This is a genomic window from Arthrobacter sp. JSM 101049, assembly GCF_041679245.1.
Classification (GTDB): Bacteria; Actinomycetota; Actinomycetes; order Actinomycetales; family Micrococcaceae; genus Arthrobacter_H.
Window position 1 is genome coordinate 168,166 of the sequence record NZ_JBGFFC010000005.1, and the last position, 13,266, is coordinate 181,431.

Annotated in this window: 14 protein-coding genes; 10 read left to right on the forward strand and 4 right to left on the reverse strand. The window is 69.0% G+C overall.

Going from position 1 to position 13,266, the window contains the following annotated elements:
* The first annotated feature begins 1 nt into the window (after position 1).
* From AB8M85_RS14245 to AB8M85_RS14260, 4 genes are read left to right on the forward strand one after another with little or no spacing between them, the layout of a single operon-like run.
* Positions 2 to 892, forward strand: coding sequence for a F0F1 ATP synthase subunit gamma (locus AB8M85_RS14245; protein WP_372699496.1), 891 nt, complete (start codon positions 2 to 4; stop codon positions 890 to 892).
* Between the two features lie 55 nt (positions 893 to 947).
* Positions 948 to 2,402 carry a F0F1 ATP synthase subunit beta gene (gene atpD, locus AB8M85_RS14250; protein WP_372699497.1) on the forward strand — a complete coding sequence of 485 codons (1,455 nt, stop codon included), beginning with the start codon at positions 948 to 950 and terminating at the stop codon, positions 2,400 to 2,402.
* A 2-nt stretch (positions 2,403 to 2,404) separates the two neighbouring features.
* Positions 2,405 to 2,689, forward strand: coding sequence for a F0F1 ATP synthase subunit epsilon (locus AB8M85_RS14255; RefSeq protein ID WP_372699498.1), 285 nt, complete (start codon positions 2,405 to 2,407; stop codon positions 2,687 to 2,689).
* 7 nt (positions 2,690 to 2,696) lie between these two features.
* Positions 2,697 to 3,128, forward strand: coding sequence for a DUF2550 domain-containing protein (locus AB8M85_RS14260; protein WP_372699499.1), 432 nt, complete (start codon positions 2,697 to 2,699; stop codon positions 3,126 to 3,128).
* 97 nt (positions 3,129 to 3,225) lie between these two features.
* On the opposite strand, the gene AB8M85_RS14265 is transcribed toward AB8M85_RS14260, so the two are convergent.
* The 3 genes from AB8M85_RS14265 to nucS form a co-directional block, all read right to left on the reverse strand.
* Entirely contained in the window at positions 3,226 to 3,429 is a 204-nt protein-coding gene (locus AB8M85_RS14265) for a cold-shock protein (RefSeq protein ID WP_372699500.1), read from the reverse strand.
* A gap of 207 nt (positions 3,430 to 3,636) precedes the next feature.
* A complete protein-coding gene (locus AB8M85_RS14270; RefSeq protein WP_372699501.1) occupies positions 3,637 to 4,872 on the reverse strand; it encodes an N-acetylglucosamine-6-phosphate deacetylase in 1,236 nt (411 codons plus the stop codon).
* 55 nt (positions 4,873 to 4,927) lie between these two features.
* Positions 4,928 to 5,623 (reverse strand): endonuclease NucS, encoded by a 696-nt coding sequence (nucS, locus tag AB8M85_RS14275; RefSeq protein WP_372699502.1) that lies wholly within the window; start codon positions 5,621 to 5,623, stop codon positions 4,928 to 4,930.
* Between the two features lie 73 nt (positions 5,624 to 5,696).
* On the opposite strand from nucS, the gene AB8M85_RS14280 reads away from it, so the two are divergent.
* A complete protein-coding gene (locus AB8M85_RS14280) occupies positions 5,697 to 6,041 on the forward strand; it encodes a hypothetical protein (RefSeq protein WP_372699503.1) in 345 nt (114 codons plus the stop codon).
* A gap of 58 nt (positions 6,042 to 6,099) precedes the next feature.
* Here AB8M85_RS14280 and AB8M85_RS14285 read toward each other — a convergent pair whose 3' ends face one another.
* The gene (locus AB8M85_RS14285; RefSeq protein ID WP_372699504.1) at positions 6,100 to 7,449 is read right to left on the reverse strand and encodes an AI-2E family transporter; all 1,350 of its coding nucleotides are present in this window, start codon (positions 7,447 to 7,449) and stop codon (positions 6,100 to 6,102) included.
* Between the two features lie 198 nt (positions 7,450 to 7,647).
* On the opposite strand from AB8M85_RS14285, the gene AB8M85_RS14290 reads away from it, so the two are divergent.
* The 5 genes from AB8M85_RS14290 (at position 7,648) to AB8M85_RS14310 (ending at position 13,080) form a co-directional block, all read left to right on the forward strand.
* Positions 7,648 to 9,342 carry a hypothetical protein gene (locus tag AB8M85_RS14290; RefSeq protein WP_372699505.1) on the forward strand — a complete coding sequence of 565 codons (1,695 nt, stop codon included), beginning with the start codon at positions 7,648 to 7,650 and terminating at the stop codon, positions 9,340 to 9,342.
* 58 nt (positions 9,343 to 9,400) lie between these two features.
* Positions 9,401 to 10,327: a tetratricopeptide repeat protein gene (locus AB8M85_RS14295; RefSeq protein WP_372699506.1), complete on the forward strand. Its 927-nt coding sequence runs from the start codon at positions 9,401 to 9,403 to the stop codon at positions 10,325 to 10,327.
* Positions 10,328 to 10,410: 83 nt separating this feature from the next.
* Positions 10,411 to 11,190: an ABC transporter ATP-binding protein gene (locus tag AB8M85_RS14300; protein ID WP_372699507.1), complete on the forward strand. Its 780-nt coding sequence runs from the start codon at positions 10,411 to 10,413 to the stop codon at positions 11,188 to 11,190.
* Positions 11,172 to 12,743 carry a transporter gene (locus AB8M85_RS14305; protein WP_372699508.1) on the forward strand — a complete coding sequence of 524 codons (1,572 nt, stop codon included), beginning with the start codon at positions 11,172 to 11,174 and terminating at the stop codon, positions 12,741 to 12,743. Before AB8M85_RS14300 ends, AB8M85_RS14305 begins: the two co-directional genes overlap by 19 nt.
* Before the next feature lie 28 nt (positions 12,744 to 12,771).
* Positions 12,772 to 13,080 carry a DUF3039 domain-containing protein gene (locus AB8M85_RS14310; RefSeq protein WP_372699509.1) on the forward strand — a complete coding sequence of 103 codons (309 nt, stop codon included), beginning with the start codon at positions 12,772 to 12,774 and terminating at the stop codon, positions 13,078 to 13,080.
* Positions 13,081 to 13,266 lie beyond the last annotated feature (186 nt).

The window sequence follows — 13,266 nt, forward strand, 5'->3', positions numbered from 1 at the left end:
CATGGGAGCCCAGATTCGGGTCTACCGCCAGAAGATCGCCTCGACGTCGTCGATGGGCAAGATCTTCAAGGCGATGGAACTGATCGCCACTTCCCGCATCGGCAAGGCCCGGAGCCGGGTTTCGGCCTCGCTGCCGTACGCCCGTGCGATTACCCGTGCCGTTTCTGCCGTCGCGTCCCAGTCCGAGGTCGATCACCCGCTGACCACCGAGCCGGAGCAGATCCGCCGCTCGGCAGTGCTGGTAATGACCTCCGACCGTGGCCTGGCCGGTGCCTACTCGGTCAGCGCCATCAAGCAGGCCGAAGCCCTGATCGAATTGCTGCACGGCGAGGGGAAGGAAGTCAGCACCTACGTCGTCGGACGCAAGGCGCAGGCGTACTTCGACTTCCGCAACCGCGAATACGCGCGGGTGTGGACCGGGGATACCGACGCACCGAAGTTCGAGACGGCCCGCGAGATCGGCGAGGTGCTGCTGGAGGCCTTCAACACGCCGTACGAGGAAGGCGGTGTGGAGGAGATCCACGTCGTCTACACGCAGTTCAAGTCCATGGTCGTCCAGGAACCAACCGTCATCCGGTTGCTCCCCCTGGAAGTCGTGGAGGAGGAAGTGGCCCAGGAAAACGACCTGCTGCCGCTGTATGAGTACGAGCCCGAACCCGAACAGGTCCTGGACGCACTCCTGCCGCGTTACATCGAGTCCCGCATCTTTGCAGCCCTGCTGCAGGCGGCCGCATCCGAACTGGCAGCACGCCAGCGCGCGATGAAGGCCGCCGGTGACAACGCCAACGAGCTGATCAAGAAGTACACGCGACTTCGGAACAACGCCCGCCAGGCCGAGATCACCCAGGAACTGTCGGAAATCGTGGCAGGCGCAGACGCGCTCAGCGCGTAGCAGCCGGCCGATCACCCTTTACCCCCACGCTCTAGATACAAGCGAAGTGAGAGAGATGACTGCCCAACTTAACGAGCAGGGAACCGCTGCCGCAGCCCCGGGTGCAACCGGGCGCATCGCACGCGTCATCGGTCCGGTCGTCGACGTCGAATTCCCGGCCGATGCCCTTCCCGCCATGTACAACGCCCTGACCGCCGACATCACGCTCAATGGTGAGACGCACACGGTCACCTTCGAAACCAGCCAGCACCTCGGCGACAACCTCGTGCGCGCCATCTCCCTGCAGGCCACCGACGGACTCGTCCGCGGCGCCGTCGTCCAGGACACCGGCGCCTCGATCTCCGTCCCCGTCGGTGACGGCGTCAAGGGCCACATCTTCAACGTCCTCGGCGAGCCGCTGGACGTGCCTGCCTCGGAGCTGGAGATCAGCGAGCGCTGGCCCATCCACCGCAAGGCACCGGAGTTCGCCAGCCTGGAGTCCTCGACCGAGATCCTCGAGACCGGCATCAAGTCGATCGACCTCCTGACCCCGTACATCCAGGGCGGCAAGATCGGTCTGTTCGGTGGCGCCGGCGTTGGCAAGACCGTGCTGATCCAGGAAATGATCACCCGTGTGGCCCGCAACTTCGGTGGCACCTCGGTGTTCGCCGGCGTGGGTGAGCGCACCCGTGAAGGCAACGACCTCTGGGTCGAAATGGAAGAATCAGGGGTCCTGAAGGACACCGCCCTGGTCTTCGGCCAGATGGATGAGCCGCCGGGAACGCGCCTGCGCGTGGCCCTGTCCGCCCTGACCATGGCGGAGTACTTCCGCGATGTGCAGAATCAGGACGTGCTGCTGTTCATCGACAACATCTTCCGCTTCACCCAGGCCGGTTCCGAGGTGTCGACCCTGCTGGGCCGCATGCCCTCGGCTGTGGGCTACCAGCCGAACCTGGCGGACGAGATGGGCACCCTTCAGGAGCGCATCACCTCCACGAAGGGCCACTCCATCACCTCGATGCAGGCCATCTACGTCCCCGCGGATGACTACACCGACCCGGCCCCGGCGACGACGTTCGCGCACCTGGATGCGACCACGGAACTCTCCCGTGAAATCGCCTCCCGTGGCCTGTACCCTGCCATCGACCCGCTGACGTCGACGTCGCGCATCCTGGACCCGCAGTACGTGGGCCAGGAGCACTACGACACCGCCGTGCGCGTGAAGTCGATCCTGCAGAAGAACAAGGAACTCCAGGACATCATCGCGATCCTGGGTGTCGACGAGCTCTCGGAAGAGGACAAGATCGTCGTCTCCCGTGCCCGCCGCATCCAGCAGTTCCTGTCGCAGAACACCTACACCGCCAAGCAGTTCACCGGTGTCGAGGGTTCGACCGTGTCGATCAAGGACACCATCGAGGGCTTCAAGGCCATCTGCGACGGCGACCTCGACCACATCGCCGAGCAGGCCTTCTTCAACATTGGCGGACTCGACGATGTCGAGCGCCAGTGGGCCGAAATCCAGGGCAAGTAGCCATGGCCGAACTCGAAGTCGAAATCGTCGCAGCGGACCACTTCGTGTGGTCCGGTGCGGCGAGCCTGGTCAAGGCACGCACCAGCGATGGCGAGATCGGCGTCATGCCGGGGCACAGCCCCGTCCTGGCGATCCTCGCGCCCGGGGAGTTGGCCATCGAGCCGACCAGCGGTTCGCGGATCACGGTCCAGTCTGAGGGCGGCTTCTTCTCGGTCGACAAGGACCGGGTCGTCATCGTGGCTGACAATGCGCAGCTGGACGAGTCCGCCACGGCAGGAAACCGATAGTCCGCCATTGAACGAGTTGGGCATTCCCGTAATCATCCTGGCGGTAGCCCTGCTACTGCTGATCATGATGCTGGGTGCCATGGGGGTGCGCCGCCACCAGTTGCGGCGCGCCCTTGGCACGTTTGACGCCTCCATCTCCACCACCTCCGGGAAGTGGATGATGGGGGTTTGTCGTTATACGGAGACCGAGCTGGAATTCCTCCGTTGGCTCTCCGTCACCCCGGTGCCGCGGAACCGGTTTGTCCGCACGGCCCTGCAGATCAACGGGTGGCGCGAGGCGGAGCCGGACGAACGGACCAGGATCCAGCCCGGCGCCGTTGTCGTCTCCCTGTCGGACGGTGGCGAACCGATCCTCCTGGCCATGGACTACGGCTCCTACACCGGCCTGCGCAGCTGGGTCGAGGCCGGCCCCGTGGCCGGCGTCGGTACCTGGCGGTAAGCCACCCGGGCCGACACAGCACGATGGCGCGCATCCCGAAGGATGCGCGCCATCGTTGTTCCGGCGGCGCTGGGCGGCGGGGCCGTCCAACGACCGGTTATATTCCGACGACTCCCGTGGCCTGGGGACCCTTGGCCCCCTGGCCGATCTCGAATTCGACACGCTGGTTTTCCTCCAGCGTGCGGAAGCCGTTGCTCTGGATTTCCGAGTAGTGGACAAAGACATCGCCGTCGGCGTCGTCCGGCGTAATGAAGCCGAACCCCTTTTCAGCGTTGAACCACTTCACGGTGCCCTGCGCCATGTATATCTCCTCATAGATGTGCAACTAACCGGTCGAGGCTCCTTGCCAGGACCGGGCGGTACCCAAGTGGGAAGAGGCCGGCCAAGGCCGGTGACGCTCCACACCCGCAACCTGCTTTGCGGGCATGAACATGACCAACACAAAGACTGAGTTGATCATCACACATCAACGTGAGGTATTCAACGCCGAATTTCCCCGCCGTGCTGATCAGGCAGGGATTGCCTCCAGCTGGAGCCCGTCGCGGAAGACGGAGACCAGGCGCAGGTGACGGTCCACGACGAGGGCATCGGCACTGAAGCCGACGCGCAGCGCACCGACCTCGTCCGCCAGGCCGACGAGTTCGGCCGGGACCGATGTCGCGGAGAGCACCGCCTGCTCCAGCGGCACGCCGCTCTCGACGGTGTGGCGGACCACGTCCAGCAGGGTGGCGATGCCGCCGGCCAGCGAACCGCCGTCCGCCAGCCGGGCCGCGCCGTCGGAGACGACGACCTGCTGTGGGCCGAGGGCGTACTCGCCGTCGGCCAGGCCCGTCGCGGCCATTGAATCGGTGACCAGGACGATCGCCTCCGGCCCGAGCAGCGCAAAGAGCATCCGAACCGTGGCCGGATCCACGTGGACGCCGTCCGCGATGATCTCGAGGACTGCCTGGCCCTGGGCCGCCGCCTGCAGGCATGCGGCGACCGGTCCGGGGGAGCGGTGGTGCAGCGGGGGCATGCCGTTGAACAGGTGGGTCACCGTGGCGCGCTCGGTGTACCCGTCGAAGCCGGCCGATGAGAGTTCCTCGACGGCGACCTCGATCGACGCCGTGACGGTCTCGGCATCCGCGTCGGTATGGCCGACCGACGGCAGGACCCCGTGGGAGACCAATTGCTCGACGAGGGCGTCCGAGCCGGCCAGCTCGGGCGCATACGTCATGGTGCGCAGCTGGCCGCGGGCGCTGGCGACCAGTTCGTCGACGAAGTCGGGATCCGGGGACGTGAGGAACGCCGGGTCCTGGGCGCCGCACCGTGCGGAGGAGAGGAACGGTCCTTCCGCGTGGATTCCGGCGAGCAGCTCGCGTTCGGCCAGCGGGGCCAGGACCTCGGCCGCGCGCAGCATCTCCTGGCGATCAGCGGTGACCAGGCTGGCGAGCAACGTCGTCGTTCCCGAGGCATGCAGGTAGCGGATGGCCCGCTCGGCCGCCTCGCCATCGGCGCTGGGGAAATCGGCGCCGGCCGCCCCATGGCAGTGCACGTCCACCAGGCCGGGCAGGAGGGTCGCCCCGTTCGGGATGCGGACCTCCGAGTAGGCCCCGGCGTCGGGCCAGGCGGCGAACTCGTCCTGCGTGCCGATGAAGGCGATGCGGTCCCCCTCGAAGGCCAGGACGGCCTCGTCGATGGTGGTTCCGCTGGTGACGGCCCGGCCACTCAGGTACAGGCGGGTGGGTTCCTCGGTGGAAGTCATGGCTCCAGCATAGGTTCTGCCCCGCGGCGCACCTAGGTACGGGCCGGTCCGCGGCTCAGAAAAGCCGCGAGGCGCTGTCGTCGACGCCGCGCATGGCGTCGTAGTCCAGGGTGAGGCATTCGATGCCCCGGTCGGTGGCCAGGGTCCTGGCCTGCGGCTTGATCTGCTGGGCGGCGAAGACCCCGCGGACCGGTGCCAGCAGGGGATCGCGGTTCATCAGTTCCAGGTAGCGGGTGAGCTGCTCGACGCCGTCGATGTCGCCCCGGCGCTTGAGCTCGATGGCCACGGTGGCACCGCTGGCGTCCCGGGCCAGGATGTCGACCGGTCCGATGGCGGTCATGTATTCGCGGCGGACGAGCCGGAAGCCCTCGCCGAGGACATGGATCTGCTCGGCCAGCAGGCGCTGCAGGTCCGCCTCGACGCCATCCTTGACCAGGCCGGGGTCGATGCCGAGTTCGTGGCTGGAATCGTGCTGGATCTCGTGGATCCGGATCACCAGGTGGTCATCGCTCTTGGCATGCTGGACCCGCCAGGTCTCCTGCACGCCCTCGGCAGCGGCGTCCTCGTCCGCGGGGGCGACGTGCATCGTCGCGGGCGGGCTCATCCAGTTCAGCGGCTTGTAGGAACCGCCGTCGGAATGGATGAGGACGGAGCCATCGGCCTTGACCACGAGCAGGCGGGTCGCCAGGGGAAGGTGGGCACGCAGACGGCCCAGGTAGTCGACTGAGCAACGGGCTATCACTAAACGCACATCCAGCACTCTACCGCCCGCACGGTGCCCGGGCATTCCCGCCTCGGGTGCCCAAGACGATACGATCCGGAACATGCCCCGCTCGAACCGCCCCCGCCGCCCCACCCGTCCGGCAAGGCCGGGCAAGTGGTCCTCCGCCGGCAGGCCGCGGGAGGAGGACGACGACGGCCTCCGCGGCCCCGGGTTGTCCATCCCGTCGCTGCAGAACGCCCCCGACGGGCAGTGGCACGTCCGCAGGATCTCCGCCGCCCGCGCGGGGAAGAGCTATACCTGCCCGGGATGCCACCGTGCCATCGACCCCGGGGTCGAGCACATCGTGGCCTGGCGGGCGGACCATTGGAGCGGCGACGAGGCCTCGGCCGCTGGGCGGCGCCACTGGCACCTGAAGTGCTGGACCGGGCGCAGCTTCCGCTACTGAGCGGGCATCGCCGCCGGCATTGCCGTCCGTCCCCGCCGCCCGATCCGGGGGCCCTGCGCTACAGCCGCTCCTGGCGGGCCATGAAGACCTCGCGGATCAGCAGCATCGCCGAGGCGGCCAGCGGGATGGCCATCAGCGCGCCCACGACCCCCAGCAGCGCCCCGCCGGCGATCACCGCGATCACGGCCACGGCCCCGGGGACCGCCACGGTGCGCTGCATGATGCGCGGGGAGATGAAGTAGGCCTCGAATTGCAGGTAGCCGAAATAGAAGATGGCGTAGACCACCGCCGTCTCCCAGCCGACCGTCAGGGCGATCAGCGACACCAGGATCCCGGCGATCACCGCCCCGACCAGCGGGATGAAGGCCAGCAGGGCCACCACCATCGAGAGCAGCAGCGAGTACGGCACCCCGACGATGCTCATCACGATGAAGGCGTAGAGCGCGTTCAGCAACGCCACCACGGCCTGGCCCATGACGTAGTTGCCCACGCTGTTGGTGATCTGCTCGGAGAGGACCTGGACGCGTTCGCGCTTCGAGCGCGGGGCCAGCCGATAGCACCAGGCCTTGAGCCCGGGCAGCGAGGCCAGGATGTAGACGGCCAGCACCAGCACGATCAGCGTGCCGAACATGCCCTGGGCCACCACCGAGCCGACGCCGATCACGCCGCCGAAGACCCCGCCGACGGCGTCGGAGTTCTGGAAGAACTTGTCGACCTCCTCGGTGATGCGTTCGCGGACCTGGAACTGGTCGTCGATGGTGGTGAAGAACTCCGAATTCAGGAAGCTGTCCACGAAGTCCGGCGCCTTCTCCACGAACGCGGTGGTCTGGCGCACGATGGTGGGCACCAGCGTGCCGACGACTCCGCCGAAGACGGCGGCCAGCAACAGGATCGCCGCCAGCACGCCCAGCGGCCGCGGGAGGCCGTGGCGCTCGAGGAACCGCACGATCGGCTCGAGCCCCAGGGCGATGAACAGGGCGATCGCGATCCAGACCAGCAGCGAGCCGACGTTGGTGAGGATGAAGTACAGCAGCAGCGCCAGCCCGACCCCGATGCTGATCATGAACCCGGTGAAGATCGGGTGGTGGACCCCCGGGGTCGTGTCGATCGGATCGAGGTCGTCCGGGGCCTCGGGTGCCGGGGCGATGGGAACGGGGCGGGCCCGCCGCAGCAGGGCGCGCACGCGGGCCCCGAACGACGACGGTGCCCCCGCCGGGGGACGCTCGCCGTCCGCACCGGAGGGCCGTTGCGCTGCGGAAACCGGCTGGCCGTCGTGCGGGGGTTCGGCAGGCACCGGCGCCGCGGGGGAGACCGGGGTGCCGGGGGAGGCCGCACCGTCGTGTCCGGGAGCGGACGGGCGGCGCTCGGGCTCGTTCCCGTCCGGGGCGGCGTTGCTCTCGGTCTTCACGCATCGAGCCTACCCGCCGGGCGGGACGCGCCGCCGCACCTCGCGCACGGAGGCGCAGCGTCGTGCATCGTGGCACCGGACACAACGGGGAACCGCTGCGGTAACCGGTTCGTTATCATTGAAGTGCGGACCGGGACGGATCATGCCCGGGCGCGCCGAGGCCGATCCATCGACCCCCATTTTGTTAGGTGTATTTTAGTGCGAATCATCATTGCGGCGATCTCCATCCTGCTGGGCGCCCTGGCGCTCGTGGTGGGCATCGGCCAGCGGACCTTCTGGGCGCCGCCCGAGATCGCGACGGCAACGGTCCAAACGGACCTGGAGGACGCCCCCGTCACCGTGATCGGTCCCGGGATCGCCACCGACCAGGAACGCCCGGTCGACGTCACGATCGAGGCGGACGGCCAGTTCACCGCCGCCCTGGGCCGCTCGGCCGACGTGGACGCGTGGGTCGGCAAGGCAGCGCACAACACCATTTCCGGCATCGATTCCGACACGATGGCCCTGACGGCCGAACACGTCGACGGCGAGGCCAAGGTCCCCAACCCCAAGGGCTCCGACCTCTGGGTCGCCTCGGAGTCGGCCGATTCGCATCTGGTGCACCGCTGGACCGAACCCGCCGACGGCGACTGGTCGCTCCTGCTCGCCGCCGACGGCAAGCAGCCGGCACCGACACAGGTCACCGTCTCCTGGGAAAACGACGCCTCGGCCCCCTTCTCCATCCCGCTGATCATCGTCGGCGCGCTGCTGGTCGTCTTCGGCATCGCCTCGCTGCTGGTCGCCGGGCGCAGGCCGCGGGACCCCCAGGTCACCGGCACCACCGGAGCCGGATCGGGCCCGGGCACCCCGGCCGGCGGGCCGGGTGCGGGATCCCCGGCGCTCAAGCGCACGGCCGCGGTCCTCACGGCTGTGGCCCTGGTCCTGGTGCCGGCCGTTCCGGCATCGGCGGCCCCCGCGGATTCGGCCTCCGGATCGGCCGCGGTCTCGGATCCCACGGACACCGAGGGCGATGCCTACCCGGTCGTCCAGCCGGAACAGCTCGACCGCATCCTCGAGTCGGTTGCCGACACGGTGGCCGCGGGCGACAAGGCCAAGGACGCCAAGAAGCTCACCTCCCGGGTCGGGGACCGCGCCCTGGCCCTGCGCAAGGTGAACTACTCCCAGCGCAGCGACGACGTGAAGGTCCCGGCGCCGGACCCGGTCGTCGCGGCGCCGCTGCGTTCGGCAGCCGTGACCACCTCCACCGACTGGCCGCGGACCCTCATGGTCGTCACCGGCGACCAGGAAGCCAAGCGGAACCCGCAGGTGCTGGTCCTGAAGCAGGAGGACCCGCGCTCGAACTACGAGCTCGTCAACGCGGTCACCATGATGTCCGGCTCCGAATTCCCCGGCATCGCCGTGGGTGACCCCTCCATCCGCACCCTGGGCGCCAAGGACGATTCGGTCGCCGTGGCCCCGCTGACCGCCGCCCGCGACCTGGCCGCCTACCTGGGGGACCCGAAGTCGAAGAAGAAGGACGAATTCGCCAAGAGCCCGTTCATCACCTCGACCCATGACGAGCAGGCCGCGCTGGTCAAGGCGAACAAGGACGCCAAGATCAAGTACAAGCGCGAAGTCGACGAGAAGTCGCTGCACGTGCTCTCCACGCCGAACGGCGGGGCCCTCGTCAGCGCCTACATGACCAGCACGATGTCCGCGACGCCGAAGGAAGAGGGCGGCACCGTCAAGCTCGATGACGCCAGCGCCAAGCTCGCCGGCGGCACGAGCAGCCGCGAAGGCGTGGACATCAAGTACGCCGAGCCCGTCGTGTTCTACATCCCGGCCGACGACAGCAAAGACAAGATCCGCCTCATCGCCGCGGAGTCCCTGCTGCTCTCGGCCAAGCTGAAGTAAGGCGCCGGGGCGGGGCAGCCGTTCGGCCCCCGGCCGGGCCAGACCATAAGGTAGGGACATGAGCAATTCCGAACCAGCAGCAGCTTCCAGCCGCGGCGCCGTGGACCTGTCCGGACTCGGCGCCCAGAACCCCGCGGCGGGCATGCCCGCCGCGGCGTCCGGTGCACCCGCCGGTGGGTCCACCTGGACGACGGCGGTGAACCAGCAGGACTTCACCCAACTGGTGCAGCTCTCCAGCACCGCCCCGGTCGTCGTCTCGCTCGGGACCGGCGCCTCCCCGGCCTCGGCCCAGCTCGACGCCACCCTGCGCGACCTCGTCGACGGCTACGCCGGACGCCTGGTCCTGGCGCTGGTGGATACCGACCGGGAGCCGGCCATTGCCCAGGCATTCCGGGTCCAGCAGGTCCCCTCGGTTGTCGCGTTGCTTAACGGCCAGCCCGTCCCCTTGTTCCAGGGGGCCGCGGCACCGGAGCAGATCTCCTCGCTCCTGCAGGAACTCCTCCAGCTCGGTGTCCAGCACGGCGTGACGGGAACCGTTCCCGCCTTCGGCGGCGAACCGGCCGAACAGCCGGTTCCGCCACTGCACCAGGAGGCCCTGGACGCCATCGATGCCGGCGACTACGACGGCGCCATCGCCGCCTACCGCAAGGCACTGGCCGAGAAGCCCAACGACGACGAGGCCCAGACCGGACTGCAACACGTCGAATTGCTGCGCCGGACCGCCGATGCGGACCTGCAGGCCGTCCGCGACGCGGCAGCCCAGTACCCCGAGGGCATCGACGAGCAGCTCGCCGTCGCCGACCTGGACGTCCTCGGCGGCCACGTCGAGGACGCCTTCGCCCGGTTGGTCTCGCTCGTCGGGCGGACCACGGGGGAGGACCGCGAACGCATCCGCGCGCGCCTGGTCTCCCTCTACGCCGTCGTCGGCACGCAGGACGAACGCGTCACGAAGTCGCGCCAGCGCTTGGCCCGCGTCCTGTTCTAGAGGTCGTACCCCCCAGGGCTGACGGGCCGGATTCAGCCGCAAGGATGATGCCCGGGCCGCGGGCCCGCTGCTAGGTTCGAAGCATGAACTCCGAACTCGACCAGCAGGTGGCCCCTGCCATCAGCCTGCGCGGCCTGGGCAAGCGCTTCGGCCAGAAGATCGCCGTGAACGGCATCAGCCTCGACGTCCCCGCGGGATCGTTCTACGGGCTGGTGGGCCCGAACGGCGCCGGCAAGACGACCGCGCTGTCCATGGCCACCGGCATGCTCCGGCCCGATGCCGGACAGGCCTGGATCCACGGCGTCGACGTCTGGCAGGACACCCTGGGCGCCAAGTCGCTGCTGGGCGTGCTCGCAGACGGGGTGCGGCTCTTCGACCGGCTCAGCGGCCGGCAGCTGGTCACCTATTCGGGGCTGCTGCGGGGCATGGACGCCGCCACGGTGGGCCAGCGCACCGATGACCTGCTGCGCGTGCTGGACCTGGAGGACGCCGGCGGGAAGCTGGTCGTGGACTACTCGGCAGGCATGACCAAGAAGATCGCGTTGGCCACCGCCCTGATCCATTCCCCGCGCGTTCTGGTTTTGGACGAGCCCTTCGAGGCCGTGGACCCGGTGTCTGCGGCGAACATCCGGGACATCCTGGCCGACTATGTCCACCATGGGGGCACCGTCGTCGTCTCCAGCCACGTGATGGACCTGGTCCAGCGCATGTGCTCCCACGTGGCCATCATCTCCGACGGCAACCTCCTGGCCTCCGGCACCGTGGACGAGGTCCGCGGCGAGGGCAGCCTGGAGGACACCTTCGTGGAGATGGTCGGCGGACGTGCCGAAGGCGGTGGGCTGGCGTGGTTGCACACCTCCTGAAACTGAAGGCGGCGCTGCTGCGCAACGGATTCCGCCGCAGCCCCTGGCAGCTCGTCGGCGTCATCATCGGCGGGATCTACGGCCTCGGCGTGGCCGGGCTGGTCATGGTCGGGATGTACTTCCTCGGCGGCCAGTCCCCGGAACTGGTCTCCACGGTCCTGGTGCTCGGCGTCGCGCTGGTCACCCTGGGCTGGGCCGTCATCCCGGTGCTGGCCGCCGGGGTCGACCTGACCCTGGATCCGGCCCGGTTCACCTCGTTCACCATCCCGCCGAGGCAACTGGTCATCGGCCTGCTGCTCAGCGGGTTCATCGGCGTCCCCGGACTGGTCACCCTGGTCCTCTTCGCCGGGCAGGGGCTCGCCTGGAGGGCCAACGCCGGCCTGGCCGTGCTCGGGGTGCTGTGCGGTGTCCTCGCCGCCCTATTCGCTCTCGCCCTCTCCCGCCTGACCGTCACCGCCGCGACGGCGCTGACGTCCAACCGGCGCTTCCGCGAGGTCGGCATGATCGTGTTGTTCATCCCGCTGATCCTGCTCGGGCCCCTCGTCCAGACCGCGACGGAGGGCATCGAAGCCGGCATCGGCTGGCTGCCCGAGGCCGCGGCGGTCCTGGGCTGGACGCCGCTGGGGTCCTTCGCCGCGGTGCCCGGCGACGTGGCCGCCGGTGCCTGGGGGATCGCCGCGCTGCGGCTGCTGCTCTCGGTGACCTACCTGGTGGCCACGGTGTGGGCCTGGCAGGCGGCGTTGATGCGCGCCCTGGAGACGCCGCCCCAGCAGTCCGCGGGGACCCGCGACGTCGCGGGACTGGGCACGTTCCGCTTCTTCCCCGCCACGCCGTGGGGCGCGGTGGCCGCGCGCTGCCTCACCTATTGGATCAAGGACCCCCGCTACGCGATGAGCATCGTGATGGTCCCGCTCGTGCCGGTGTTCATCTGGTTCGTCACCGGGCGCGAGGGCAACTTCACCGCAATGCTCTACATCGCGCCGATCATCGCCGTGCTCATGGCCTTCAGCATTTCCGCCGACGTCTCCTACGACAGCACCGCCTTCTCGCTGCACGTGCTGACCGGCCTGCGCGGGGTCGACGACCGGTTGGGCCGCGTGGCCGCCTGCGCCGTCTTCGCGGTGCCCACTGTCCTGGTGGCCGCCGTGCTTCCGGCCGTGTTGATGGACGAGCTCGCGGTGCTGCCGGCGATCCTCGGCCTGGCGCTCGGTGCCCTTGGGGCCGGATGGGCCGTCTCCAGCGTCGCGTCGGCCCGCTACACGTACGCGGTCCCGCTGCCCGGGGACAACCCGATGAAGACACCGCCGGGGGCCGGGGCACGGATGGCGCTCACGCAGCTGGCGACGTTCGGCTCGACGGCGGTGCTGATGCTGCCGGAGATCGTGCTGCACATCGTCTACCTCGTCACCGGGCAGGAACTGTACGCGTGGCTGGTGCTGGCCACCGGCGTCGTGCTGGGCACGGTGCTGTTGCTGCTGGGGCTGCGGATCGGCGGGCGCTGGTTCGACCGGCGGGCCCCGGAACTGATGCAGGCGACCGTGCTGAACCGCTAGGCCGGGCGCAGGTTGGTAGACTGGGGGCATGAGCATGCCCCCAGATCCGTTTGAGAACGACCCCCGCGACCCGGGCCAGGGCGGCGGCACCGCGACGATCGAGCGCGAGCAGCTGCGCGAGCACGTCGAACCCGGCGACAGCGAGCGCTTCGCGCACTACGTGCGCAAGGAGAAGATCATGGAGTCCGCCCTGACCGGCGAACCGGTGATCGCGCTCTGCGGCAAGGTCTGGGTTCCCGGGCGCGACCCGAACAAGTTCCCGGTCTGCCCGGAATGCAAGGCCGTGTACGACGGCATCAAGTCGCCCAAGGACGGCGGCAGCGGCGACGACCAGTAGGTTGTAGCCGCCCGGTCCGCGCCCGCCCCGAGCCGGCGGTGACGGACCCCACGGAAGGCGCGGGGGCGTCGTCCCGTGTCGGTGGGAATCCCTGTGGCATGCCCGCCGTAGGATGGTTTCTTCCGTTCGGCCGTTCGCGGCCAATTCCACCTGCCACCAGGAAACCGAGGAGGTTGGCCGTGGGCG